Here is a 26,252-nt window from a genome sequence, read left to right on the forward strand (position 1 = left end):
CTGAGGAGCCTCCGAGCCTGCGAGGATGCGTGCCATCCGCCCCCTGAGGAGCCTCCGAGCTCGCGAGGATGCGTCACGAAGGGCGCCCGAACACAAGCCGACGTGATTGACACTTACCCAAAAGTGTCTCACCATCACAACATGACGACAGATGTGTCCGAGCGCGCCGTCTTCGAACTGCGCTCGGGACCGACGTGGGCTGACCCCTATCCGATGTATGCGGCACTACGCAGGCACTCACCCGTTCACCGGGTCCGACCGCCGGGCGATCCGGATGCCGACTTCTGGGTGCTCACCCGCCACGCCGACGTGCTGGCCGCGGCGAACGACGCGCAGACTTTCTCCTCCACACACGGGCTGACGGTCACCTACGGCGAACTGGAGGCCATCGGCATGGCCGACCATCCGCCGATGGTCATGCAGGACCCGCCGACCCACACGGAGTTCCGCAAACTCGTGGCGCGCGGGTTCACCCCGCGGCAGGTCGTCGAGGTCGAACCGAAGGTCCGCGAGTTCGTCGTCGATCGTCTCGAGCGCCTGTCCGCCGACGGTCCGGCCGACATCGTCGGCGAGCTGTTCAAGCCGCTGCCCAGCATGGTCGTCGCCCACTACCTCGGTGTCCCCGAGGAGGACCGGGCCCGGTTCGACGGCTGGACGCAGGCGGTCGTCGGCGCGACGTCGGGCATCGGCGGGATGGCCGCGGCCGCACAGTCGGCCGGCGCCGCGACGATGGAGATGCTCGCCTACTTCACCGAACTCATCGAGTTCCGCAGGTCCCACCCGGCCGAGGACACCGTCTCGCAACTCGTCGCGGCCGGGCTGGCCGACGACCCCGACGACCCGCGCGGACTGCTGTCGATCCTGGCGTTCACGTTCACGATGGTCGCCGGCGGCAACGACACCACCACCGGCATGCTCGGCGGCAGCGTAGCCCTGCTGCATCGATTCCCCGACCAACGCCGGCGCCTCGTCGCCGAGCCCGGCCTGATCGCCGGGGCCGTCGACGAACTACTCCGGCTCACGTCCCCGGTCCAGGGTTTGGCGCGCACGACGACCCGCGATGTCGTCTACACCGACTGCCCCGACGGTCCGGTCACCATCCCGGCCGGCCGCAAGGTGCTGCTCAGCTACGCCTCGGCCAACCGCGACCCGGCGGCGTTCGGTCCCGATGCCGACGACCTCGACGTCACCCGACGGCCGCGGAACATCCTCACGTTCAGCCACGGCAACCATCACTGCCTGGGCGCGGCCGCCGCACGGATGCAGGCCCGGGTCGCACTCACCGAGCTGCTCGCACGGCATCCCGAGTTCACGGTGGATGTCGACGGCATCGAGTGGGCCGACGGCAACTATGTGCGGCGCCCCACCTATGTCCCGTTCCATGTCTGACGCAGCGCCCTCTGCGGGAGCGGACCCGGCGCCGAGATCCGCCGACTGGCTGGGGCCCGAGCGCGCCGAACTCGGTGCCCAGCGCATCCTCGACGTCGCCGAGGAACTGTTCGTCGAGCACGGGGTGCCGGCGGTGACGATGCGCGGACTGGCCGCCGCGGTCGGGTGTTCCCGCGCCACGCTGTACCGGTACTACCCGGGCAAGGCCGAGGTGCTCGCCGCCTACGTCGATCGTTCGGCGGCCGAACTGGGCGCCGTGGTGTCGGCATCGGTGCGACACCGGTCCGACCCGGGCGCGCGTCTGGTGGACGCGGTCATGACGGCCGTGAGTGGGGTCCGGTCGAATCCGGCGCTCTCGGCCTGGTTCGCGCCGAACACCGCCGGGCAGGCCAGCGATCTCGCGCTGCTGTCACCGGCGATCGAACAGATCACCGTCGGCCTCCTGGGCGAGATCGCGCCGAACGCGCCGGACCCGAGCGACCGGGCGCGCTGGCTGGTCCGCGTCATCGTGTCGCTGCTGACGAGTCCCGGAGCGTCGGCCGACGACGAGCGGAAGCTCCTGGAGCGGTTCGTGGTCCCGGTGGTACTCGGCCCGTCCTGAGCTCGAACCCGACGCCGCCGAGGGCGGAGATTTCGGCTCATCACGCCGGTGCCCTACACTGCTTTCGGAAACGATTGTCATTTGCGTGAGGGCGAGGCGATGAGGCGAACACTGACGACGACCCTGGCATTGATCGGCGCGGGAGCGCTGGTGTTGGCCGGATGTTCGGACGGTAGCGGCGGCAGCTCGGCATCCGGGGAGACGACAGTGGTCACCTCCACCAATGTGTGGGCCGCGGTCGCCTCCGCGGTGGCCGGCGACAAAGCGACAGTGACCGCGCTCTACGCGAACGCCGAGGGCGATCCCCATGAGTTCGAGCCGTCGGCGGCGGACACGGCCGAGGTCGCCGACGCCGACCTCGCCGTCGTCAACGGCGGGCACTACGACCAGTACATGGAAGACGCCGCCGGCGACACCGGTGTCACGACGATCAACGCCTATGACCTCATCTCGGGCGACAGCCACGGCGACGGCGACAGTCACGACACCTCGGATCACGACAGCGCCGATCACGACAGCACCGATCACGACCACGGAACGATGAACGAGCACGTCTTCTACGATCTCGACGTCGTCGGGCAGGTGGCCACCAAGATCGGCGACACCCTGGCCGAAAAGGATCCGGCCAACGCCGACGAGTTCCGGGCGAATGCCGACGCCTTCAATCAACGCATCGACGGTCTGCGCAGCCAGCTCGCCACCATCAAGGCCGCCCACGACGGGACCAAGGTCGCCCAGACCGAGCCCCTCGCCGGATACCTGCTCGACGACGCCGGCCTGACCGACACCGCGCCCGCCGGATTCACGCAATCCGTCGAAGAAGGCCAATCACCCTCGGCCGCCGACCGTGCCGCGATGGAGGACCTGCTGACGTCCCGGTCCGTCGCCGCACTCATCTACAACACCCAGGCCGTTGATCAGGTCACCACGGCGATACTCAAAACCGCGGACGGCGCGCACGTCCCGGTCGTCAAGTTCACCGAGACCCTGCCCGAAGGTGTCACCGACTACATCACCTGGCAGTCCGGTCAGATCGAGGCGTTGCGTGCGGCACTGAGTACCGATGCCGCACACTGACGTCATGGCTGATCCAGACCATCACGCCGACCATCGAGCGGTGATACACGACCCCACCGCTCCGGTTGCCACGTTCGAGAGGGCACGGCTGGGCTTCGGTTCCCGCGTGCTCTGGGACGATCTGAACCTGCGAATCGCACACGGCGAGTTCATCGCGGTCCTGGGACCCAACGGTTCCGGCAAGACATCGTTCCTGCGGTGTCTGCTCGGCCAGTACGAACTCGACGCCGGACACCTCGAGGTCACCGATGCCATCGGCTACATCCCTCAGCAGCACGCCGACGAGGCCGACCCGATGGCCTTGCGCGGCCGCGACCTCGTCGGTTTCGGCGTCGACGGTTCCCGATGGGGCCTGGGTGTGCGTGGACGGATTCGTCGGCGTCGCCTGGTCGACGCCGCGCTCGCCGAAGTCGGCGCCACCGCCTACGCGGATGCACCGATGGGTCTGCTGTCCGGTGGTGAGCAGCAACGCCTCCGGGTGGCGCAGGCACTCACCTCCGACCCGGCGCTGCTGCTGTGCGACGAGCCACTGTCGAGCCTGGATCCCACGAATCAGCAGCGGGTCGTCGAACTCATCGACGAGCGTCGACGCAATGCCCACACCGCCGTCGTGTTCGTGACGCACGAGATCAACCCGATCCTGCCCTACGTCGACAGGGTCCTGTACCTGGTCGGCGGCAGCTTCCGGATCGGGACGCCGGACGAGGTGATGACAACCGCCACCCTGTCCAACCTCTACGGCAGCGACGTCGAGGTCCTGCGGGTCAACGGCAGGCTGTTGGTGATCGGCGGCGAGGACAGCCACCACTGTGATCATCTCGCCGAGCCACCCATGAACCCGGCCCACGTCGGCCACGACCCCGACCCGGGTGCCGCCCGATGACCGACCGAATCCCGTTGGCGGCCGAGCAGATAGATGTCAGCAAGTTCTGGGACTTCAGCACCACCGCCGACCTGCTCGGCCGTGACTTCGTCCTGCAGTCGCTGCTGGCGATCGCATTACTGGGTCTGCTCGGCGGAATCCTCGGCCCCCTGATCGTGGCCCGCCAGATGTCGTTCGCCGTTCACGGGGTGAGTGAGTTGTCGGTGACCGGCGCGGCGGCGGCGTTGCTGATCGGGATCAGCGTCAACGTCGGCGGGGTGATCGGTGCCGTCATCGCGGCGAGCGTCTTCGGATTCCTCGGAAACCGTGTACGCGAACGTGATTCGGTGATCGGCGTGGTCATGGCGTTCGGCCTGGGACTCGCGGTGCTGTTCTTGTCGCTCTACGGCAGTGCTCGTACGGGTTTCGCGATGCTCACCGGACAGGTCGTCAGCGTGGGCACCGGCGGCCTGACCGCCATCGCGATCACCACGGTCGTGGTCGTCGTCGGGATGGCGATCATCTACCGCCCGTTGCTGTTCGCGTCGCTCGATCCTCGGCTGGCCGCCGCATCCGGAGTGCCGATGCGGACGTTGTCGGTCGTGTTCGCCGTGCTCATGGGTCTGGCGTGCGCCCAGGGCGTGCAGATCATCGGCGCCCTGCTGGTGATGTCACTGATGATCACGCCCGCCGCCGCGGCCGCACGACTCACCGCCAACCCGACGACGGTGATGATCCTGGCCGTGGTGTTCGCCGAACTCGCCTCCGTGGGCGGCATGATCCTGTCGCTCGCCCCGGGCCTGCCGGTGTCGGTGTTCGTCACGACCATCTCGTTCGTGATCTACCTGGTCTGCCGTTGGGTCGGGCACCGTCGGGAGTTCGTCACCCGCTGAGAGCCGGCGAGTCCTTCGAGGATTCGTCACCCCGGTCCCTGAGGAGCCCGCGAACGAAGTGAGCGAGCGCCCCCCGGTCCCTGAGGAGCCCGCAAACGAAGTGAGCGTGCGTCACGAAGGGCCCTTCGTGACGCATCGCTCGTTCCTCGCGAGGCTCCTCAGGGACCGGGTTGTGGTGCGCTCGTTTGTTCCGAGGCTCCTCACGTACCAGGTGGTGGTGGGCTCGTTTGTTCCGAGGCTCCTCACGTACCAGGTGGTGGTGGGCTCGTTTGTTCGGAGCCTCCTCACAGGCCAGGTGGTGGTGCGCACGTTCCTCGCCAGCCTCCGCAGGGACCCGGTGGTGGTGCGCGCGTTCCTCGCGAGCCTCCGCAGGGATCGGCTGGTGGTGACGCCCGCCAGCCCAACTCACTCCTCCGGCGCCCCCGGATTGCAGCGGGTTTCGATCATCACCTGGTCGCTCACCACGGGCCGCGACGGTTCGAGGTTCCAGCTGGGCTTGTCCGGTTCGACGGCCCGGGCAAAGTCCCAATGGCAGTCGAATTGGGCCCGCATGCCCGGGGTGTCGGCGTCGGGGGCGAGTGCCAGCACCTCCGACCACGCGATGTCCGCGCCGCGGGGGTTCTCGGTGCGACGGCCTGCCGGCGTCGGATGGATCTGCAGACTCGGCCCGACCGCGGTCTGCACCCAGTCGACATGGTCGACGTAGGGCGGTGGCAGCACCGGTGTCGTCGGCCCGCTCGCCATCGGCGCTGCTTCCGACGACGAGACCACCGGTGCCGTCGAGGTTGTGCTCGACACCGCTCTCGACGACGGGGCGGACGGCCCGGCATCGTCGGCGGTATCCGAACAGGCGCTCACCAGGGCTGCGCCCGCGATCACACAACACAGGGCTCCGACGACGGCCGGGGTGCGCCGTCGGCCGGGGTTCCGGTCGGCATCCATATACCGGACCCTACTTGCGTCGGCGGAGTAGTCTCCCCGTGTGTCCCGGCTCCGTGTGGTCGCCGTTCTGTGTGCCGCCGGCCTCATGGCGCTGGTGGTGGCGACCGGATGCGAAACGCCGGGCCGCACTTCGTCGGCAGGTTCGTCGATCACGCACGATTTCGGCGGCCGGGTCACCACCACCGCCACCGGTCTGCGGCTCGACGGGCGCGATTGGTGGCCCACCGGATTCAACGCCTACCAACTCGGGACGGACTGGTCGGTCAACCGAGGCTGCGGTGCGGAGGTCGACCTCGACGCCTACTTCGCCGCACTCCCACCACGCGCGTTGACACGCATCAGCCTCTTCTCGATGTTCGCCGTCGACACACAGAGCGGGTTGCCGAACTTCGGCCCGCTCGACGCGGTGTTCGCCGCGGCCACCCGCCACCAACAGATGCTGCTGCCGGTCCTCACCGGCAGCACCGGAATCTGCGAAGACGGTGAGTTCAAGGACCGGTCGTGGTACGAGGACGGCTGGCGTACCCGGAAGTCGCTGGGTGGCATGACCTTCGCCGACTGGCTGAGGACCGCGGTGGCGCGCTGGAAGAGCCAACCCGTCGTCGCGGGTTGGGAGATCGTCGGCGAACCGGAGGCAAGCGTCTGTTCGGATCGCGGGTGCGACTGGCAGGTCCGCAACTGTCCGGCCGGCGCCGCCCAGGTGCTGAAAACCTTCTTCGACGACGCAGGCGCACTCCTGCGGACAGTCGATCCACGACGTCCCGTCTTCGCCGGATTCATCGGCGGCGACCAATGCGGTTTTCGAGGCGACGACTACGCCGAAGTCGGCTCGTCACCCCAGCTCGACGTCCTCGACTTCCATGACTACGGTGGCGGCCCCACCGATTACGGACCGGCGGGTAGCGACTTGCCAACCCGCATCTCGCAGGCGCGGCGTCTCGGCAAACCCATCATGGTGAACGAGATCGGCATCAAAGCCGGGTCCTGCCTGTCGACGTCGGCCCGCGCGGACCAATTCCGCGACACGATCTCCGAACAACGGTCGGAGGGAACCGCCGGCGCGCTGTTGTGGGCGTTTGTCCCGGACCCGCGTCCGAGTATGTGCACCTACGACATCGGCCCGGACGACCCGGCGTGGCAGGTCATCGCGGGTACGGTCAGCTGACGCCGGTGCCGACCGCCTCGTCTTCGCGCTCGCTCTGTGTCTGTTGGAGTTCGGTACGCTCTGCCGCCGCACTGACCCGATAGATTCGCCAGTCCGGCATGTCGGCACCCTGATTCGGGGCCTCCAACACCAGAACTCCTATTCCGCCACCGTTCTCGTACAGCGTCGGGAACCTGATGTTCAGCGCGTCCGATGCGCCGCGCCCTTCCAGCGGAACTGCCAGCATGTATCGGACATGATGGGCCACAGGGTCATTGAGCACTTCGGAGAAGTCCTGGTCGGAGGGGATCACGAATTGCTTCGGATGCTCGGACTGGGCGATCACCGCAAAGCCGTAGACGGTGTCGCTCAGCACGCTCCCGTCGGGCAGATTCAGAGAATCGAGGTACTGCGCGAGGTAGCGTTCGGTGGAGAACGTCCGGGCGACTCGCTGCGCGTCAAGATACTTCTCGTTGACCGAATCGCGGTCGGGGAACACGACCGACTCGAGCGCATACTCCTGGGGTGCGTACTTCGTCGACGTCATCCCCCACGCGGTCACCGGTACGGCCACCAGCATTGTCATGATCGCGGCCATCCCCAGTGCCACATAACTCTTTCCGCGCCGCGCCACGACCGTCGGCAGATTCGCGTTCGTGCCCAACCGACGCGACGGCGACACCTTGCGTGCCGGCACCGCGAGCAGCGCGACGACCGAGGCCAACAAGACCACGGTGATGTAGAAGCGCAGAAATCCGAACGTCGAGCCACGTGCATAGCTGAGGATCTGGAAGAACAGCACAGCGCCGATCAGTGGCAGCGGAGACAGCAGTGGGGCCAATCGCCCTCGGCGCCTTCGGACGACGATGACGAGGGCGAGCAGGAGTGGGAAGAGCGGCGCGAGAATGAGTACCTCGACCAGCGAGAATCCCAAGGCCTGGAACGCATTGTCCGAGCCACTCCCGCCGGAGAACTCCAGGATCGCGGTGTTGCCGTATTGCGAGGAGATCTGGGCAAAGAAGTCGCCGGTGATCAGCCAACTGGTGATCGCCCAGACGACGAACGCCACCGCACTGGGCAGCGCGAAGATCCCGACATCGAGGATCGTCCTGGTCCAGCGGTCGCTCTGAGATCGGCGAAAAGTCACGATGCCGACCGCGATTCCGGAGAACAGCGCTGCTGCCGCACCGTCGTATCGGGTCAGATACGCGAAGCCCAGGGCCATACCGGCGGTGACCAGATCGTGCACATCATCGGTATCGATCCATCGGATGCCGCGCCGGGCGGCCCACGCCAGGAAGAACAGGTACGGCGCCTCACTCATGCCGTTGGCGGCGTAGAAGATGATCATCGGGTTGGCCGCGTAACACACTGTGATGGCGATCGAGATCCACGGCGCGACACCACGATCCCGTGCGATACCGGACACCTGGACCACCGAGCCGGCCATGAAGGCCGACGTCATGATCGCCGCCGACAGCGCGGAGGTGGTCATCGCCGGGAACAGCGGCGTCAGCGCGGTCAGCGGCAACTGCACCAGCGCCGTCAGCGGTGTGAAGATGAAACCGATGGCCGAGACGTGCGGGTCCCTGCTGAACAGGACGCTCTGCGCGGCCTGGACCCGGGACAGCGAGTCGCCCACGTAGAACCGCGCGTCGACGGCGAGGAACACACCGACGGCCAGATAGATCAGCCAGACAACCGCGAACAATGCGATGACCTGCTTGCGGCTCATGACGATCCACTCGCCGACGTGCCGGCCGTATCCTCGGCGGTGTCCGCCTCATCCGATCCGGACGCGAGCCCGTGAAAGGTCTTCTCCCAATACGACGGGTTGAACAACATCTGCCACATGCCCTTGATGGCGGCGACGCTCATCATGACCCAGTAGGCCGGCACCAGCAGAGCCGACCAGACGAGTCTGCTGCGGTCGTCCTCTCGGATCGCGATCAGGTTCATGTAGATGGCCGCCCCGTTGCCGAAGATCAGCGAGACGAGCGACAGGTAGTAGATGGGTCCGGGGAAGATGTCGGCGAACACCTTGGGCTGCCCGGCGATCCAGATCACCATGATCAGCCAGAACACCATGTTCATGCATGCGATCAGCGGCGTGCCCGCGATCAGCAGGGTGAAGCGGTACCACCCGATCGGGCCGAGGATGCGCCAGAGCGCGACGGGCCGGCGCATGTGCACCAGCCACGTCTGCATGTAGCCCTTGTACCACCGAGATCGCTGCCGGACCCAGTTGATCGCATCGATGTTCGCCTCCTCGAGTGTCAGCGAATCCAGCACGGCGGTGCGGTATCCGTGCCCGGCGATCCGCACTCCCAGGTCGGCGTCCTCGGTGACGTTGAACGGATCCCAGGCACCGATGTCGTCGAGCACGTCGCGCAGGAAGTGATTCGAGGTGCCGCCCAGCGGGATCGGCGCACGACTCACCATCAGACCGGGCAGCAGGTAGCTGAACCAGATCCCGTAGTCGGCGGTGAACCACTCGGTGAGCATGTTGTCATACGCGTTGTGGAAGTTCAGTTTTCCCTGCACGCAGACCACCGAGTCGTCGGAGGCCCGGAAAGCCGCGACCGCCCTGCGCAATTGGAGCGGATCCGGCAGGTCCTCGGCGTCGTAGATGGTGACGATGTCGCCGGTCGCGAAGTGCAGGCCGTAGTTGCACGCCTTGGGTTTGGTGCGCGGCTGAGCGGGCGGCACGAGGACGACGGTCACCATGTCGTTGTCGCCGACGTCGCGTGCGGCCGCGATCGTGGGGTCGTCGTCGGCCTCGAGCAACAGCAGTACCTGCAGCTTCTCGCGTGGATATTCCAGCGACTCCATCGCCCCGATCAGATCGCCGACGACCTCCGGCTCCCCGTACGCGGGTACCAGGACAGTATAGGGCGGCAGGTCGTCGGCGGGGATCGCACGCGCCTGTTCGTCGGTGATCTCGATGGCCCCGTTCACCAGGCCGCGACGGAAGATGACGAGACGGTCGATGAGCGACAGGATGTAGACGATGGTCGCCACCGACACCAGTGCGGCGATCGTGGCGATCGGGAACAGCACCAGCAGCACGACGACGGCGACGAGCAGTGTGATCCCGCCGATCTTCTGGCCGCGGTTGAACGGGACCGACGCGGTCATCTCGGCGTCTTCGTCCCGGAGTCGTTCGACGGCGTCGTACAGTGCGGCCTGACAGTAATCCGGATCGGCCATCAGCTCGTCGACGGAGCGACCGTCGCGCGTGCTCATCGCGTCCCCTCCCCGATCGCGCCGACCTGTGCGTTGATGAGGTCCTCGGCGCATCCGACGAGCAGATCGCGGTCCTTGAACTGCGGTTGGAGATCGACGGTGACCGAGTTGCCCCGGAACAGCACGGTGAAGAAGGTGTTCAGGTTGCGGCCGACGGTCATGTTCGGCGGCGGGAACGGCGCGTCGGGGTCGTGGTTGTCGACCGACACCAAGGTCACCTGTTGGGTCCGCTCGCCGTTGTTCCAGTCCCAGTAGAGCCGGTTGTAGGTCAGGTAGTTGTCGTCGTCGACGACAGTCTGCAGATACCCCGTGACGCCATGCGGGAGGTCGACCGGGACCGACTTGCTGAACCGGTCCCCGACCAGGTCCACCACGAAGATCACCGGGTAGACCTCGAGACTCAACGGTCGCGCGGTCTCGATCGCGTCGACCACCACCTTTCGGGGTCGGGCGAACTTGTCGAACTCGGCGCTGCCACGATCCTGGTACAGATCCTGGGTGACCATGACCGCATCCCGGCCATACAGCCGAGACACCCAGTCGTACTGCGTGACCCGGCCCTGCGTCCATCCGGCCGGCACGATCAACGGTGGCCGGGTCGCCAGACCCGGCACCTCGGTGTTGGGCCAATCGTTGTATGCGGGAACCGGGATGAAGAACATCCCGATCGCCACGATGACAAGGGCCCACCCCGGCCGGCCGACCTTGCGCACCGACACCGGGTACATGGGACGGCCGAGCGGACTCCACGATGCGCCGTGTTGGCGACGGTAGTCGACGTAGAGCCACGCACTCGCCACGAGTGCGGCACCCACCGCCGGGATCGTCTGGAACACCACTCGGGGCGCGGCCGGAAAGAACACCTGCACCAGGATCAACACGGCCGTGCCCACCACCAGCGAGATGACGGCGCCCGCCACTCCTCGCCGGGTGGTCCGCCCGGTCGCCACCCCGGTCGCGACCGCACCGAAGATCACCATCACCGCGCCCGACGCGAACGGCCCGCCACCAAGGGGCAGGACAATCAACCGGTACGGCACCGGGAAGATCATCAGCAGCAGCACCCACACCCACCGATACCGCGCGACGGGTCGCAGCCCGAACACCATGATGCAGCTGCCCAGAAGGAACACCCACATCGCCAACAAGTCCACGTGAGCGGTCAGATAGCTGCCGGCGTACCGCAGGTTCATCGCCTTCACGGAGATCGCGATGAGGAGCAGCACGACCCCGATGATCACGTCGGTCTGGCGATCGTAGATGGGCAACTCGGTGCCGCGCCGCCAGGAGACACCGGTCGCGGCGATCACCACGAGGACCACGACGACCGGCAGGTAGGTGATGATCGTCTGTGCCGCCATCTCCGTGGCGAGTGCGTTCAGCGTCCCCCAGAACGCCACCACCGTCGCGATCAGCACCAGCGCCCAGCGCAGTGCGACCACGGCTGCGGGATTGGCGGCGAGCCGTTCGGACAGCGTGGGTCCGCGACCTGCGGGCGCCTCGGCGGTGTCGACGGTCATGGCATCCCCATGCACATCACGTCTGTCCGATCACTGCCCGGTGGTGGGCCCGTGCCGGCGTCTGCGCAGCAGGACCGTCAGCACGTACACGATTCCGGCGAGCACCGCCACGCCGATCACGACGCCGAGGACCGCCAGCCAGGCGCCGGACAGCCCACCGTCGGTGGGTTCCTGGGCGTTCACCTCGTTCGCGGCCACGGTCACCGGATCGTGCCCGGACACCTGGAGGATCGCGTCACCGTCGACCGCCGACCACCGCTGTTCCGTCGACAGCCAATCCAGCAGCGCATCAAGGTCGGATGCGTCGTTCGTGGACGTCGCGACCAGTAGGCTGCGGCCGTTGTCGCGGGTCACCTCGAGCGCACCGAAGTTCACCCCCGGATTCAGCGTCACCGACGACGTCTGCTCGGAGTCCCCCGACCCGGACACGACTTTGAGTGTGCGACCGTCGGATTGCAGCGGCAGATTCAGATCCGGCAGCCCCTCACCGTCGCCGGAGATCAGGATCGCCGGCTGCTCCGACGAACCCGCGGTGTCCATCGAGACGACGTCGACGCCCAGCGGCACGGCCGACAGCCGCTGCAGTCCGACCGCTATTGACACGGCGCGGGTGACGTCGCCGACATCGCCCTTGCTCCAGGCGAGTTGGGTACGCGGCATCAGTGCCTGCGGCAGCGACTGAAAGCCATCCGGCTGTGGTGGGTTGGACTCGTCGGCCTGCACCTCGCCCGCCGAACTCAGGCTCAGTGTGCTGCGGTATCCGGTACCACACGCCTCGCCGAGGTTGCCGCGTTCCAGGGTGAGTGTCAGTGCCGTGTAACGCTTCACGACGTCATCCGGAACATCGATCCAGGTGTTGTAGGCGCCGCTGGAATCGGTGGGGATGGTCGCGATGACGCGGTCGCCGACGCGCACCGAGATCACCCCGTCGGCGTCGGCCGGGCCCGGGCTGTAGGAGCCCGACAGCTGCACCCGGATGCCCTGGGACGGGCGTCCCAACCGCGTCTGGTCGATACCGAAGGTGATCGTCGGCCACGCGGCGGAGGTGACGCTCTGGTCCGACACGCCGAGGTCGGCCAGGGTTTGCACGTCACGCGGGACCTGCGGGGCGTCGTGCAACGAACCGGCGACGGCCGACGAGCTCAGCGCGATCGGCGCGAGTGTGGAGGTGAGGAGCTGTGTCTGCGCGAGCAGTTCGTCGGCCGAACCGCCGATCTCCAGATAGGCGGTGCCGGCATTGTCCTTGAGCGTCAGCCCCGTCGGCGCGTCGGTGTTGATCACGACCTGGCGCTCCAGCGGACCGGGCACCGTACGCGGGCTGCTGCCGCGGGGTATCGCGACGGTGTCGACCGGCACGGCGGCCGCGCCGTAGTTGGACACCACCGCGGTCGCGAGGTTGACCGCGGCCTCCCCCTCGGCCTGCTGCACGTCGTCGGGAATATAGATCGTCAGGCCACGCAGGACCGGTGGCAGGAAGTCCGACACGACGTCCGGGATGGCCTCCCGGCCCGTGTAGGTGACGGTGGTGTTGACCAGACGCAGGGCGTGGTCGGGATCGAACTGGCAGAACCCCTCCGCGCGGAGATAGGCGCGCAACGTGATGTCGGCGGCGTTCTGTTCCACCTGAACACCTCGCAGCGGCAACTCGATCGGCGCGTTCGGTGCCGTCGGCAGCGGTGTCCGCGAGAGCAGCCGGCCCGACTGCAGAACGTCGAGACTGCCTCCGGTGACGAAGGCGGGCAACTGCAGGTTGCCGCGCAGCACGGACGGCGTGAGGTCACGAGGGACCGGCAGGCTCAGGCTGGCCTCGCCCTGCTGGCCGGGCAACGAGATCGTCGACGACGCGCCGAGGTCGTCCAGCCCCATCGGAGGCGGCGGATCGCCAGGTGCCGCGGAGACGCTCGGAGCGAAGAAACTCATGGCCGCGAGAATGCTCGCAACCGCCACGATCCGAACGACACCGACTCTCCGGACCGGCTTGCGACGAACGTCCATCAGACCCTCTCTGCGCGCGACGGCCAGAACGGCTCGTTCGCATCCTCGACCGGATTTGCTCTGAAGTTCTTCGTAAGAGAACCTAATCGAAATCGCACAAATCGACATCACCAATCGCCGAGCCAGATCGGGTCGTGTCGTTGTGGATTCGAGGCACAATCGTTTCCCGACGGCCGCGGGACGTCTGACAGCATGGCGGGGTGTCCCACATGACCTCAGGTGAACAGATCGACGGCGGCGTGTACGTCGACCTCGGTGATCGACGTGTGTGGCATTTCCATGGTGGCGACCCGTCGGGCCAGCCGACCGTGCTGCTGCACGGCGCATTCGGGGCGGCCTCGACCTGGGGCGCCCAGTTCTCCGATTTCACCGCCGCCGGCCTGTCCATCTTCGCTCCGGAACGCAGCGGTCACGGGCACAGCCCCGACCACGACGGTCCGTTCGATTACGCCGACATGGTCGCCGAGACGATCAGGTACCTCGAGACGGCGGTACGAGCACCCGCCCACCTGGTGGGGTGGAGCGACGGGGCGATGATCGCGCTGCTCGTCGCGCGCGAGCGCCCGGACCTCGTCAACCGCGTCGTCATGGTCGGCTACTACGTCAACCAGGCGGGTCAGGACGCCAACGACTTCTTCGCCATGATCAACGAGCATCACGCCGAGACCGTAGAGTTCCTGCGCAGCGGTTACGTAGGCGTGTCACCCGACGGTCCCGAACACTTCGACACCGTCTACGAGAAGACCCTCGCGATGCTGGCACGCGAACCCGACTACGACCTGACCGAGTTCGCGGGCGTCAGGGCCCCGACTCTCGTTCTCGCCGCCGATCACGGGGTGGCGCGCCTCGAGCACGTGGTCGAACTCTCCCGCGTGCTGCCCAACGGCCGGGTGGCCATCCTGCCCGGGACGCATCTGTTGCCGATCGAGTCCCCGGAACTGTTCAACCCGCTGGTGATCTCGTTCCTGGCCGCAGACCCACCCGACCATTGGGCGCCGTACAAGTGAGGTGACCTGACCGCCGCTCAGGCGGTGGCGTGGACCTTGCGCCACGCGGCGCGGCGGGCGCCGTCGGGGTCGGTCTGGACCCGGTCGGGGTCGTCGATGACGAGGACCTTGCGGCTGTCCGCGGCGTATGCCGGCCATCCGACTCCGGGTACGCCGCCCGTCGCGAATGCACGCCACCGATCCTGCACGTCGGCGATGACCCGGCCGGTGGAGCGCCAGTCCCCGACCGCGAGGCCCGCTCCGAGCGCTGACCGGTACGCGCCGAACACGGCGAAGAGCTCGGTCGCGTGCGTGGCCCCCATGCCGGTGGCCGACAGCACGCGGGTCCGGAAGTCGTAGCGGTAGACGTAGGTGGGCGCGACTGCGCTGTGGCCTTCGGCGAACGTGACCATCGGGGCCCAGAACACCGAATCCGCGGCCAGACGCACGAGGTCGTGGTCCCCGCCGTCGTACAACGCCTTGATCTCGCGCCGATCCTGCTCGTCGTTGACGCGCACCAATGACCTCTCGGCGTCCGGCAGCACATTCCACAATTTGGTGAACAGCTGACCCTCGTCGTGGTTGCTACCGATGATCAGGGGTACCGGGAGGGTGATTCCGGTCGCTGCGCTCTCCAGCAGGTTCGCGGGCAGATAGTCACCGTCGACGACCGGGGCAAACGGGATCGCGTCACCGGTCTCCGCGGCCGCGGCGAACCGCATCAGCCGGTTGCCGGCGTGCAGCAGGTCCTGGGCGGATGAGCGCGCGATGAGGGCCTGCGCCTCCTCGGCGGGCATCGGCTCGGCGTCGGGGTCGACCCGCGTGGCGCGGCGCTGCGGGTCGCGCAGGATTCGCAGGAACTCGTCGGCGTGCAGCCGTGCCGACTTCTGCGACATGAGCAGGCCCGGTGCCGGACTCTCCGCGATGGCGCGCGCGAACAGCCCGTCGGCGGCCGGGGTGCTGAGCAGCGTGAGCACCGACGTTCCGCCCGCGCTCTCACCGAAAATGGTGACGTTGTCGGGGTCTCCGCCGAATGCGGCGATGTTGCGCTGCACCCAGGACAGTGCGGCCACGTGATCCTTGAGACCCAGGTTCGAGTCGAAGGTGCGGTCGTCGGTGGAGTATGCGCCCAGGTCGAGGAAGCCGAACGGGCCGAACCGGTACTGCACGGTCACCACGATGACGTCCTGGGCCCGCGCGAGCAGCGATCCGTCGTAGAGGGGTGTCGCCGCGGTACCGAGGATGTAGGCGCCGCCGTGGATGAACACCATCACGGCCCGCGGACGCGACGACGGCCGGTCAGGCGCGAAGACGTTGAGGGTCAGACAGTCTTCACCCATCGGCTGATACTTCCCCGGCGCCACCGCGGTGAAGCGCTTCTCCTGGATGGGCGCCTTCCCGAAACGGGTGCAGTCGCGCACCCCGGGCCACGGGTGCACCGGTTGGGGGTCGCGGAACCGGAGTCCCGCCACCGGCGGCGCCGCGAACGGGATGCCCTTCCAGCTGATCGTGCCGCGCCGTGTGCGCTTGCCGCGGGCCCCCTCGACGATGCCATCGGAGGTGGTAACCCTGCTATCGATCGATGTCATGTAACCCAACATAGACGAAACGCCTCTCCCTCCCACAGGATCGGTGACGGTCACCACTCGGCCCCTGAGGAGGCCCGGAACGCCAGCCGCCCACCGCCACCACCCGGCCCCCGAGAAGACCCGGAACGCCAGCCGCCCACCGCCACCACCCGGCCCCCGAGAAGACCCGGAACGCCAGCCGCCCACCGCCACCACCCGGCCCCCGAGAAGACCCGGAACGCCAGCCGCCCACCGCCACCACCCGGCCCCCGAGAAGACCCGGAACGCCAGCCGCCCACCGCCACCACCCGGCCCCCGAGAAGACCCGGAACGCCAGCCGCCCACCGCCACCACCCGGCCCCCGAGAAGACCCGGAACGCCAGCCGCCCACCGCCACCACCCGGCCCCCGAGGAGGCCCGGAACGCCAGCCGCCGACCGTTACCACTCGGTCCCTGAGGAGGCCCGGAGCGCTAGCGGAGGGCCGTCACGAAGGGCCCTTCGTGACGCATCCTCGCAGGCTCGGAGGCTCCTCAGGGACCGGGGCAAGGGGCTATGTCTGTCAGTGCGCCGAGACGGAAACACTTGCGTCGCGCAGTGCGTCCCGTACCGCGCGCGCGTGCGCAACCGCCCCGGGTGTGTCGCCGTGCAAGCACACCGACTCGGCCTCGACCCGTATGACGGAACCGTCGACCGCGGTGACCGTGCCGTCGACGACGAGCCCGACCACGCGGCGGGCCACCTCGTCGGTGTCGGTCAGCACAGCCCCCACCTCGGTGCGGGAGACCAATGTCCCGTCGGGCCGGTAGGCGCGATCCGCGAACGCCTCGATGATCACCGGGATACCGGCGTCGGCGGCTCGTCGCAGTGACAGGGAACCCGGCAGCCCCATCAGCGGCAACGACCCACCGAGTTCGGTGATGGCCGCCACCACGGCGGCAGCCTGGGTTTCGTGGTGGACGATCGAATTGTAAAGTGCGCCATGCGGCTTCACATAAGAAACCGAGGTTCCCACCGAGCGTGCGACGGCGTCGAGCGCGCCGATCTGATAGATGATGTCCGCGGTGAGGTCGGCGGGCGCGATGTCCATGAAACGTCGGCCGAACCCGGCAAGGTCGGGATAAGAGACCTGTGCGCCGATCCGGACGCCGGCCTTGGCGGCCGCACGACAGGTCGCGAGCAGCACGGCGGGCGTGCCCGCGTGGAAGCCACACGCGACGTTGGCGCTGCTGACGACCTCGAGCATCGCGTCATCGTCGCCGACACCCTCGCCGAGGTCGGCGTTCAGGTCGATGACGAGCCCGGTTCGTCCTGATTCGCCCATGGTCCGAATTCTAGTGGCGATACGAATGCGGACGGTTCCGTCGGCGACGAAGCGGGTTCCGTCGGCGCGATTCGGGGTTCTGTCGGCGCGATTCGGGGTTCCGTCGGCGACGAAGCGGGTTCTGTCGGCGCGATTCGGGGTTCTGTCGGCGCGATTCGGGGTTCTGTCGGCGACTAGTGGCGGCGCTGGCGGGCGAACTCGGCCAGCACCACGCCGGCAGCGACCGAGGCGTTCAGGCTCTCCACGTCACCGGCCATCGGGATGGACAGGATCGAGTCGCAATTCTCCCGGACCAGGCGCGAGAGCCCCTTGCCCTCGGAGCCGACGACGATGACAGTCGGTCCAGTGCCGTCGTAGTCGTCGAGGGTCACATCCCCCTCGGTGTCGAGCCCGACCAGCTGAGCACCCGTCGCCGCCCAATCCTTCAGCGTCCGGGTCAGATTGGCCGCCTGCGCCACCGGCAGTCGAGCGGCGGCACCCGCGCTGGTGCGCCACGCGACCGCGGTCACGCTCGCACTGCGGCGCTGCGGGATCACCACGCCGTGTCCACCGAACGCGGCGACCGAGCGGATCACGGCGCCGAGGTTGCGCGGGTCGGTGATGTTGTCGAGCGCGACGAGCAGTGGCGGCGTACCGCTGTCGATCGCGTCGCGCATCAGATCATCGGGGTGCGCGTAACGGTATTCGGGCACCTGCAGCGCGATGCCCTGATGCAGTCCATTCGCCGACAGGCGGTCGAGTTCGGGCTTGCCGACCTCGAGGATTGCCACGCCCTTGTCGCCGGCGATCTTCACCGCTTCGGCAACCCGCTCGTCGGGTTCGGAGTTGGTCGCCAGGTACAGCGCCGTCGACGGCACGCCGGCGCGCAGACACTCGAGCACCGGATTGCGGCCGAGGACGTACTCGGGACCGTCTTCCTTGCGTGATCGGCCACCGCCGCTGCGTCCGGCGACCGACTTCGACGCGGCCTTCGCGCGCTTGTGAGCCGGATGGTAGGGGCGATCCACCGCCTTCGGAGTGGCCCCGCGAGCTTCCAGGCCACGACGACGCTGCCCGCCGGACCCGGTGGTCTGCCCCTTCTTGGTACCTGATTTACGAACTGCGCCGCGACGTTTGGAGTTTCCGGCCATGTCAGGAGGTTCCCTTCAGCGACCACTGAGCACCATCGGGGGTGTCGGTGACCTCGATACCGGCCTCGGCGAGTCGGTCCCGCACCGAGTCCGCTGTCGCCCAGTCCTTGTCGGCACGCGCCTGAGCGCGGCGGGCAAGCTCGGCACGCACGAGAACGTCGAGCGCGGTGGTGGCGGCCGATTCGTCTTCGCCTTCATCGACCCAATGGTCGTCGAGCGGATCCACGCCCAGGATGCCCATCATCGCGCGCACCGACGATGCAGCCGTCAACGCGGCCGCGCCGTCGCCGGACTCGAGTGCGGTGTTGCCCTGGCGGACCACATTGTGAACGGTCGCCAACGCGGCAGGCACACCCAGATCGTCGTCGAGTGCCGCGGCGAATTCGGTCGGGATGTCGCCGACGGCCACGTCTCCGACCCGCGACGACACGCGCGTCACGAAGGACTCGACGCGGCGATATCCGGCCGCGGCCTCGGTGAGTGCACCGTCGGAGTACTCGAGCATCGATCGGTAGTGGGCGCTGCCCAGGTAATAGCGCAACTCCACGGCGCGCACCCGCTCGAGCATCGCGGGGATCGAGACGACGTTGCCGAGGGACTTGCTCATCTTCTCGCCGCTCATCGTCACCCAGCCGTTGTGCAGCCAGTAACGTGCGAACGGATCACCGGCGCCATGCGCCTGGGCGATCTCGTTCTCATGGTGCGGGAAGATGAGATCCATTCCACCGCAGTGGATGTCGAACTCCGCACCGAGCAGTGATGTCGCCATGGCGGAGCATTCGAGATGCCACCCGGGTCGCCCCGGACCCCACGGTGTGGGCCACGACGGCTCGTCGGGCTTGGCCGCCTTCCACAGGGTGAAGTCGCGCGGGTCCCGCTTGCCGGTGCCGGCACTCTCCCCCTGGTGCACATCCTCGAGCTTGTGCCCCGACAACGACCCGTAGTCGGGCAGGCTCAGCACGTCGAAGTAGACGTTGCCGTCGGACTCGTAGGCGTGCCCGCGGTCGATCAGGCGCTCCATGTACTCGACCATCTGGGTGACGAATCCGGTGGCGCGCGGTTCCCCGGACGGGGGCAGAACGCCGAGCGCGTCGTACGCGGAATCGAAGGCGCGTTCATGGGTCGCCGCCCACTCCCACCACGGGCGACCGGCCTCGGCCGCCTTGCGCAGGATCTTGTCCTCGATGTCGGTGACGTTGCGGACGAACAGCACGTCGAGACCCTTGTGCTCGAGCCAGCGGCGCAGCACGTCGAAGGCGATGCCGCTGCGCACATGACCGATGTGGGGAATGCCCTGGACAGTCGCGCCACACAAGTACACCGAGGCATGGCCGGGGCGAAGCGGCACGAAGTCGCGCACCTCTCGGGCAGCGGTGTCATACAGGCGCAGGGTCACGACGTGCAATCCTACCTGGTCGGCCCCCTGGGCCCGCCCTCGCCGCGAGTCGCCCGTACCGATGGTCGAAATCGTCTCCCACACGGGCATCCGAGGGACATTTCCGTCGGCAGGCCGTCAGGGGGACGATTGTGGTCACTCTGTGGTGTCGAGCAGTGCCGTGGCCACCGCGGCCACGCCTTCGCCGCGACCGGTCATACCGAGTCCGTCGGTCGTCGTCGCCGACACCGATACCGGGGCGCCGAGTGCCGCGCCGAGGACCTGCTGCGCCTCGTCCCGGCGCGGGCCGATCTTCGGCCGGTTGCCGATCACCTGGACGGCGGCGTTGACGACCTGAAAGCCGGCCTCGGTCACCAATCTGCGGACGTGCTCGAGCATCACCACTCCGGATACCCCGGCCCATTCCGGTCGACCGGTCCCGAAGACCGATCCGACGTCGCCGAGACCCGCTGCCGACAGCACGGCGTCGCACAGCGCGTGGGCGCCGACGTCACCATCAGAATGGCCTTCACACCCGGGCGTGTCGGGGAAGTACAGACCGACCATCCAGCACGGGGAGTCCGCATCGACGCGATGGGCGTCGCTCCCGATCCCGACTCTCATGAGTGCGCCCCCGACGACTCCGCGACGATGTCGCGGGCGATGCGTAGGTCCCATTGCGTGGTGATCTTCATGGCCAGCGGATCGCCGGCCACCACATGCACGGGGATTCCACAACGCTCGGCCAGACCCGCGTCATCGGTGGCCAGACCCGAATCGTCCGCATGCGCGCGCGCAAGGGCGTCTCGGGTGAAGCCCTGCGGAGTCTGGATGGCGCGAAGTCGTTCGCGGTCGACGGTGGCGACAACGGCCTCCGGACCGGACGTGGCCGGCTCGACCTGCTTGAGGGTGTCGGCGACCGGGAGTCCCGGAACGACGACCGGATGCCCGCCCCGCACGGCGTCGACGACGCGCGCGAAGACCGCAGGCGGCGTCAGGGGCCGGGCCGCATCGTGCACCAGGACGATGTCGGATGTCGCACCTGCGGCGTCGATCCCCGCCCGCACCGAATCCGACCGGTGGTCGCCGCCGGCCACCACGATGGCGTCGGGCACGAGTCGTCGGGCGTCGTCGATCAGTTCGGCGGGTACCACGACCACCACAGACTGAGCGACCTCGGCGTCGAACACCCCGGAAACACACATTTCCAGGATGGTCCGACCACCGAGGTCGACAAAGGCTTTCGGAACCGACTCGCCGAGCCGGGTTCCCGACCCTGCGGCCGGGATGATCACACTCACCGACATGCCGGCAGCTCACTGCCTACGCGCGGTCCGTCCGCCTGATTTCGGTTCGTCGTCCGCACACTTGCGGGGGACGAGCAAAGACCAGGGGGACGAACCCCGTCGGCCGGGATGACGGTCACAGAAGTTGCGTCAGGACGCTGCAGCGAGCACCTCGTCGAGAATGCTGGTCGCCTTCTCGTCATCGGTGTTCTGCGCCAGTGACAGTTCGTCGACGAGGACACGACGCGCACGGGTCAGCATGCGCTTCTCTCCTGCCGACAGTCCACGATCCTGCTCACGACGCCACAGGTCGCGAACGATCTCGGCAACCTTGATGATGTCGCCGGAGATGAGCTTTTCCTGGTTCGCCTTGAATCGGCGGGCCCAGTTGGTGGGTTCCTCCGTATGCGGGGCGCGAAGCACCTGGAAAACCTGATCAAGACCCTCTTCACCGACCACGTCGCGCACGCCGACGTATTCCAGCTTTGTCGAAGGGATCTGAACGGTCATGTCACCATCGGCGACTTTGAGAACAAGGTATTCGATCTGTTCACCCTTGATGGTCCGAGTCACGATGTCTTCGACTCGGGCAGCACCGTGATGGGGGTAGACAACGGTGTCGCCAACTTTGAAGTTCAATGTTCCATGCCCCTTTCGAGTACAGCCAGTCTAGCACGGGCGTCCGAGAGGGCACACCCAACGGTGCAGGTCAACGCCCTGAAACAGCCTGCGAGCAGGCCCTGACCGAGTGTACGGACCGGCACAAACCGGGCGATGTCGGCCCCCACGGACACCCGTTGAGGTCGTCGCGGTTGCCCCCGGTCCACCCTGCGACAAGACACCAATCCGACACCCGATCGGACTTTTGCGGGCATGGCCCACTACGCTGCGTAGTGCAGGGTTCGCGTCACGTGCGTGTCGGCCTTCGATTACCTGGGAGGAACGGGTGTCAGTGCTTCGGAAAACCGCTCGGCGTTCGGCTGTGCGAAATGTCGATGGGCGTTCGGTGAGTGGGCGAGCGGTGAAGGCCACCGCGGTTGCCGCGTTCGGTATCGCACTCGCTCTCGGCACCACAGCCTGTGGGGCGGGCCAGATCTCGCAGACGGCGAATCAGGAGCCCGCGGTCAACGGCAACACCGCGAACATCGGTGCGATGCAGTTGCGCGATGTGCAGATCATGTATCCGACCGAGAAGTCCGACGAGGTGTTCGGCAACGGCGGACCGTTCGAGATCGCCTTCACGATCAGCAACATCGACCCGATCGAGAACGACCGTCTGATGGCCATCGAGGCCCCCAAGGGCGGCAAGGTGACCATCGTGGGCGACACCTCGATCGACGCCGGCCAGGCCCTGCGGGCGGGGAAACCGGTCGGTCTGCTCGAGCCCGAGGGCGTCCAGAACACCGACGAGGAGAAGCGACTCACCGTGACGCTGTCCGGCGCGGGCGACACCGTGGCCCCCGGACTCACGACCCCGCTGATCTTCCGCTTCCAGCATTCCGGCACGGGCACGGTCAACACCCCGGTCGACGCCGGTACCTACATGGAACGTCAGGACAAGATCCGCGAGGCCGAGGCACCCGCCGACGAGCACACCGGCGGCCACTGAGCCGTTCCGGGTCTCCATCGCTTTTTCGATCCACCCCATCTGTCGTCGGTCACCTTCCGCACGCGGAAACCGACGCGCGACAGGTGGGGTGGATTCGTTCGTGTCGGCCTCGGTAAGGCCGAACCCTCGCTGTCGGGCCGCGCCAGTACTGTGATCGCGTGGCCAAACCCAAGTCGTCGTTCCGCTGCAGCGCCTGCGGGCACACCGTCGCCAAATGGGTCGGCCGCTGCCCCGAGTGCGGCGAGTGGGGCACGGTCGACGAGGTGGCCGCGGCCGCCGCGCGACCGAACGGCGTCGGCGGCATCACGCCCACCAGCCCGGCCCGACCGATCACCGAGATCGACGCGAACAGCTCACATGCGATCGCCACCGGCATCGACGAACTCGACCGTGTCCTCGGACGCGGGGTGGTCCCCGGGTCGGTCATCCTGCTCGCCGGTGAACCCGGCGTCGGCAAGTCGACCCTGCTGCTCGAGACCGTCAAACACTGGGCCCAGCGTGGTCAGACAGCGCTCTACCTGACCGGCGAAGAATCCGCCGGCCAGGTGCGCATGCGTGCCGAGCGCACCGATGCGGTGCACGAGAACGTCTATCTCGCAGCCGAATCCGATCTCGCGACGATCCTCGGTCACGTCGACGCGGTCAATCCTTCGCTGGTCATCGTCGATTCGGTACAGACAGTCGTCGCGACCGGTAGCGACGGCGTCACCGGTGGGGTCACACAGATCCGGGCGGTCACCACCGCGTTGGTGTCGATGGCCAAGAATCGCGGTATCGCCGTCGTCCTCGTCGGGCATGTCACCAAGGACGGGGCCGTGGCCGGCCCGCGGTCGCTGGAGCATCTCGTCGACGTCGTCCTCTCCTTCGAAGGCGACCGCCACTCGAGCCTGCGGATGGTGCGCGGCATCAAGAACCGCTTCGGCGCGTCCGATGAGGTCGGCTGTTTCGAGCAGCGCGACGACGGCATCCACCAGGTGCCCGACCCGTCGGGGATCTTCCTGCATCAACGCGACGCCGACGTCACCGGTTCGACGACGATGGTCACCATGGACGGCAAACGTGCCCTGGTCGGTGAGATCCAGGCGCTGACCAACAAGAGCACGATGGCGACGCCGCGCCGTGCGGTCTCCGGACTGGACTCGGCGCGTGTGGCGATGGTCCTGGCCGTCCTGCAGAACCGCCTCGGAACCAAGGTCGCCGACCAGGAGGTCTACGTCGCCACCGTCGGCGGGATGAAGGTCACCGAGCCGGCCGCCGACCTGGCGATCGCCCTCTCGGTGTACTCCGTGGTGAACAACCGGCCGATGCCGCATGACACGGTCGCCATCGGCGAGGTCGGACTGGCCGGTGAGGTCCGGCGGGTGTCGGCGGTGGCCCGTCGGGTGGCCGAGGCCAAACGTCTCGGGTTCCGCCATGCGATCATCCCGGCCGGCACCGACGAGAACCAGCCGTCGGGAATCAAGGTCACCCGTGTGGGTGATCTGAACCAGGCCGTCAATGCCGGTTTCAGCAGCGTCGTCGACGCGCCGTTCTGAGAACCGTCAGGGCCGCGACAGCCGCTGCTTGTATTCGTCGGCGAGCTGACTGTTCTCGAAGTGCTCGGCGAAGTGTTCGCGGGCGTTGATCGTCACGAAGATCGCGTGCGCCATCGCGACCGGGGCATCGGGATCGCCGATGTGCGCCACTCCCTCGGTGTAGATCTTCCGACGCTGCCGCCCGAGCAACGCGGCATGGATCTGCAGGACCGAGCCGACCGGGATCGGGCGCAGGTAGTCGACCTCGAGATGGACGGTCACCGCGGACGGTCCGACCAGCAGCGGCACCATGCCCATCACATCGTCGAAGGCCGTCGAGAGGATGCCGCCGTGGATGACGCCCGGGCCCCCCTCGAATCCGGGCTGCACCGTCATCGAGGCGTCGACCGTAAAGCCCTCACCGGCGTACATCTCGAGACGGAGACCGCCGGGCGACTCCTCGCCGCAGCCGAAGCACATCGGGTTGTGCATCCGCATCCGCTCGCCCGGTCCGACGGCCTTCGGATGGCGCTCGACGGGATCGAGCTCGGTGGGCACCACAAAACTGCTCTTCACGTCCCGTTACCCTAGTCGGAGCAGTTCAGTGCGGGGTGAGCGCATCGTCGTGTACCGCAGAGAGGGCGAGATGGCCGAGATCGCGAAGTCCGAGTTGACCCGGGAGACCCTGGCGAGGGTGGCACCCGGCACCGGGTTGCGCGACGGCCTCGAACGCATTTTGCGCGGCGGCACCGGTGCGCTGATCGTGCTCGGCCACGACTCGGACGTCGAGAAGATCTGCGACGGCGGCTTCCACCTCGATGTCGAGTTCGCCCCCACCCGTCTGCGCGAGCTCGCGAAAATGGATGGGGCCGTGGTCCTCTCGACCGACGGCAAACGCATCGTCCGCGCCAATGTGCAGCTGGTGCCGGACCCCTCGATCCCGACCGAGGAATCCGGTACGCGCCACCGCGCCGCCGAGCGCACCGCCATCCAGACGCGGCATCCGGTCATCTCGGTGAGTGCGTCGATGTCGATCGTCAGCGTCTACGTCGACGGCCAGCGACGGGTCGTCGAGAGTCCGGATCCCATCCTGTCCCGCGCCAACGTCGCGCTGGCGACCCTCGAGCGCTACAAGATGCGCCTCGACGAGGTGATCGCCGCGCTTTCCCGCGCCGAGATCGAGGACTATGTGCTGCTGCGCGATGCGATGTCGACGGCGCAGCGCATGGAGATGGTCCGCCGGGTGTCGGTCGAGATCGAGGAGTACGTGCTCGAGCTCGGCGTCAACGGCCGCCAGGTCAGTCTGCAGCTCGAGGAATTGATCAGCGACAACGACACCATGCGTGAACTGCTGGTGCGCGACTACTACGCGAGCCCGGAACCGGCCAGCACCGAGGAGGTCCGGCAGGCGCTCGAGACGGTCGAAGAGCTCTCCGACGCCGACCTGCTCGACATCACCCTGCTGGCCGGCGCATTCGGCTATCCGACGACGATCGAGGCGCAGGACACCGCGATGAGTCCGCGCGGCTACCGACTGCTCGCCCGCATCTCCCGCCTGCAGTTCGCCCACATCGACCGGCTGGTGCGCAGCTTCGGCACCCTGCAGGCGCTGCTCGCGACCAGTGCCGCCGACCTGCAGGCGGTCGAGGGCATCGGCAGCATCTGGGCCCGCCACATCCGCGAGGGGCTCTCGCGGCTGGCGGAGAGCAGCATCGAGCGGTACGAGTAGGCCGACCGCGCCGGGCCGGCTGGTCGGCTGGTCTGCCCCCACCGCCACCACCCGAAAACCACCC

Annotated in this window: 23 protein-coding genes; 10 read left to right on the forward strand and 13 right to left on the reverse strand. The window is 67.6% G+C overall.

Annotated features, from left to right (window positions below; genetic code table 11):
• The first annotated feature begins 141 nt into the window (after nucleotides 1–141).
• From ACVT6V_RS27730 to ACVT6V_RS27750, 5 genes are all read left to right on the forward strand, one after another.
• Nucleotides 142–1,389, forward strand: coding sequence for a cytochrome P450 (locus tag ACVT6V_RS27730; RefSeq protein WP_489897266.1), 1,248 nt, complete (start codon nucleotides 142–144; stop codon nucleotides 1,387–1,389).
• A complete protein-coding gene (locus ACVT6V_RS27735; RefSeq protein ID WP_489897267.1) occupies nucleotides 1,382–1,990 on the forward strand; it encodes a TetR/AcrR family transcriptional regulator in 609 nt (202 codons plus the stop codon). The genes ACVT6V_RS27730 and ACVT6V_RS27735 overlap by 8 nt, the downstream gene beginning before the upstream one ends.
• Nucleotides 1,991–2,089: 99 nt before the next feature.
• Complete coding sequence (locus ACVT6V_RS27740; RefSeq protein WP_489897268.1) at nucleotides 2,090–3,067, forward strand: metal ABC transporter solute-binding protein, Zn/Mn family; 978 nt, start codon at nucleotides 2,090–2,092, stop codon at nucleotides 3,065–3,067.
• A 4-nt stretch (nucleotides 3,068–3,071) separates the two neighbouring features.
• On the forward strand, nucleotides 3,072–3,950 hold the full coding sequence (locus tag ACVT6V_RS27745; protein ID WP_489897269.1) for a metal ABC transporter ATP-binding protein: 879 nt from the start codon (nucleotides 3,072–3,074) through the stop codon (nucleotides 3,948–3,950).
• Nucleotides 3,947–4,822 carry a metal ABC transporter permease gene (locus tag ACVT6V_RS27750; protein ID WP_489897270.1) on the forward strand — a complete coding sequence of 292 codons (876 nt, stop codon included), beginning with the start codon at nucleotides 3,947–3,949 and terminating at the stop codon, nucleotides 4,820–4,822. Before ACVT6V_RS27745 ends, ACVT6V_RS27750 begins: the two co-directional genes overlap by 4 nt.
• A 405-nt stretch (nucleotides 4,823–5,227) precedes the next feature.
• On the opposite strand, the gene ACVT6V_RS27755 is transcribed toward ACVT6V_RS27750, so the two are convergent.
• Nucleotides 5,228–5,764 (reverse strand): DUF2599 domain-containing protein, encoded by a 537-nt coding sequence (locus tag ACVT6V_RS27755; RefSeq protein ID WP_489897271.1) that lies wholly within the window; start codon nucleotides 5,762–5,764, stop codon nucleotides 5,228–5,230.
• Between the two features lie 85 nt (nucleotides 5,765–5,849).
• Here ACVT6V_RS27755 and ACVT6V_RS27760 point away from each other — a divergent pair, with 85 nt between their 5' ends.
• Nucleotides 5,850–6,929 (forward strand): beta-mannosidase, encoded by a 1,080-nt coding sequence (locus ACVT6V_RS27760; protein ID WP_489901044.1) that lies wholly within the window; start codon nucleotides 5,850–5,852, stop codon nucleotides 6,927–6,929.
• Here the strand turns inward: ACVT6V_RS27760 and ACVT6V_RS27765 are convergent.
• From ACVT6V_RS27765 to ACVT6V_RS27780, 4 genes are read right to left on the reverse strand one after another with little or no spacing between them, the layout of a single operon-like run.
• Nucleotides 6,922–8,643, reverse strand: coding sequence for an ArnT family glycosyltransferase (locus tag ACVT6V_RS27765; RefSeq protein ID WP_489897272.1), 1,722 nt, complete (start codon nucleotides 8,641–8,643; stop codon nucleotides 6,922–6,924). The two genes, ACVT6V_RS27760 and ACVT6V_RS27765, sit on opposite strands and share 8 nt — an antisense overlap.
• The gene (locus ACVT6V_RS27770; RefSeq protein WP_489897273.1) at nucleotides 8,640–10,154 is read right to left on the reverse strand and encodes a glycosyltransferase; all 1,515 of its coding nucleotides are present in this window, start codon (nucleotides 10,152–10,154) and stop codon (nucleotides 8,640–8,642) included. Before ACVT6V_RS27770 ends, ACVT6V_RS27765 begins: the two co-directional genes overlap by 4 nt.
• Nucleotides 10,151–11,674 carry a hypothetical protein gene (locus ACVT6V_RS27775; RefSeq protein ID WP_489897274.1) on the reverse strand — a complete coding sequence of 508 codons (1,524 nt, stop codon included), beginning with the start codon at nucleotides 11,672–11,674 and terminating at the stop codon, nucleotides 10,151–10,153. The genes ACVT6V_RS27770 and ACVT6V_RS27775 overlap by 4 nt, the downstream gene beginning before the upstream one ends.
• A 30-nt stretch (nucleotides 11,675–11,704) precedes the next feature.
• Nucleotides 11,705–13,594, reverse strand: coding sequence for a hypothetical protein (locus tag ACVT6V_RS27780; protein ID WP_489897275.1), 1,890 nt, complete (start codon nucleotides 13,592–13,594; stop codon nucleotides 11,705–11,707).
• Nucleotides 13,595–13,878: 284 nt separating this feature from the next.
• On the opposite strand from ACVT6V_RS27780, the gene ACVT6V_RS27785 reads away from it, so the two are divergent.
• Nucleotides 13,879–14,676, forward strand: coding sequence for an alpha/beta fold hydrolase (locus tag ACVT6V_RS27785; RefSeq protein ID WP_489897276.1), 798 nt, complete (start codon nucleotides 13,879–13,881; stop codon nucleotides 14,674–14,676).
• Nucleotides 14,677–14,693: 17 nt separating this feature from the next.
• Here the strand turns inward: ACVT6V_RS27785 and ACVT6V_RS27790 are convergent, their stop codons facing one another.
• The 7 genes from ACVT6V_RS27790 to ACVT6V_RS27820 form a co-directional block, all read right to left on the reverse strand.
• Nucleotides 14,694–16,244, reverse strand: coding sequence for a carboxylesterase/lipase family protein (locus ACVT6V_RS27790; protein ID WP_489897277.1), 1,551 nt, complete (start codon nucleotides 16,242–16,244; stop codon nucleotides 14,694–14,696).
• A gap of 539 nt (nucleotides 16,245–16,783) precedes the next feature.
• Nucleotides 16,784–17,545 (reverse strand): LamB/YcsF family protein, encoded by a 762-nt coding sequence (locus ACVT6V_RS27795; protein WP_489897278.1) that lies wholly within the window; start codon nucleotides 17,543–17,545, stop codon nucleotides 16,784–16,786.
• Nucleotides 17,546–17,718: 173 nt separating this feature from the next.
• Nucleotides 17,719–18,675, reverse strand: coding sequence for a 23S rRNA (guanosine(2251)-2'-O)-methyltransferase RlmB (gene rlmB / locus ACVT6V_RS27800; protein ID WP_489897279.1), 957 nt, complete (start codon nucleotides 18,673–18,675; stop codon nucleotides 17,719–17,721).
• Between the two features lies 1 nt (nucleotide 18,676).
• Nucleotides 18,677–20,071 carry a cysteine--tRNA ligase gene (gene cysS, locus ACVT6V_RS27805; RefSeq protein ID WP_489897280.1) on the reverse strand — a complete coding sequence of 465 codons (1,395 nt, stop codon included), beginning with the start codon at nucleotides 20,069–20,071 and terminating at the stop codon, nucleotides 18,677–18,679.
• A gap of 135 nt (nucleotides 20,072–20,206) precedes the next feature.
• Entirely contained in the window at nucleotides 20,207–20,674 is a 468-nt protein-coding gene (gene ispF, locus ACVT6V_RS27810; protein WP_489897281.1) for a 2-C-methyl-D-erythritol 2,4-cyclodiphosphate synthase, read from the reverse strand.
• Complete coding sequence (gene ispD, locus ACVT6V_RS27815; RefSeq protein WP_489897282.1) at nucleotides 20,671–21,357, reverse strand: 2-C-methyl-D-erythritol 4-phosphate cytidylyltransferase; 687 nt, start codon at nucleotides 21,355–21,357, stop codon at nucleotides 20,671–20,673. Before ispD ends, ispF begins: the two co-directional genes overlap by 4 nt.
• A gap of 129 nt (nucleotides 21,358–21,486) precedes the next feature.
• On the reverse strand, nucleotides 21,487–21,975 hold the full coding sequence (locus ACVT6V_RS27820) for a CarD family transcriptional regulator (RefSeq protein WP_005169342.1): 489 nt from the start codon (nucleotides 21,973–21,975) through the stop codon (nucleotides 21,487–21,489).
• 367 nt (nucleotides 21,976–22,342) lie between these two features.
• Here ACVT6V_RS27820 and ACVT6V_RS27825 point away from each other — a divergent pair, with 367 nt between their 5' ends.
• Nucleotides 22,343–22,945, forward strand: a complete 603-nt coding sequence (locus ACVT6V_RS27825) for a copper chaperone PCu(A)C domain-containing protein (RefSeq protein WP_489897283.1) — start codon at nucleotides 22,343–22,345, stop codon at nucleotides 22,943–22,945.
• A gap of 158 nt (nucleotides 22,946–23,103) precedes the next feature.
• Nucleotides 23,104–24,480, forward strand: a complete 1,377-nt coding sequence (radA, locus tag ACVT6V_RS27830; protein WP_489897284.1) for a DNA repair protein RadA — start codon at nucleotides 23,104–23,106, stop codon at nucleotides 24,478–24,480.
• 6 nt (nucleotides 24,481–24,486) lie between these two features.
• Here radA and ACVT6V_RS27835 read toward each other — a convergent pair whose 3' ends face one another.
• Entirely contained in the window at nucleotides 24,487–25,035 is a 549-nt protein-coding gene (locus ACVT6V_RS27835) for a PaaI family thioesterase (RefSeq protein WP_489897285.1), read from the reverse strand.
• A 70-nt stretch (nucleotides 25,036–25,105) separates the two neighbouring features.
• Here ACVT6V_RS27835 and disA point away from each other — a divergent pair, with 70 nt between their 5' ends.
• A complete protein-coding gene (gene disA / locus ACVT6V_RS27840; protein ID WP_489901045.1) occupies nucleotides 25,106–26,188 on the forward strand; it encodes a DNA integrity scanning diadenylate cyclase DisA in 1,083 nt (360 codons plus the stop codon).
• Nucleotides 26,189–26,252: the final 64 nt, after the last annotated feature.

The sequence above is a fragment of the Gordonia sp. LMA167 genome (assembly GCF_058130025.1).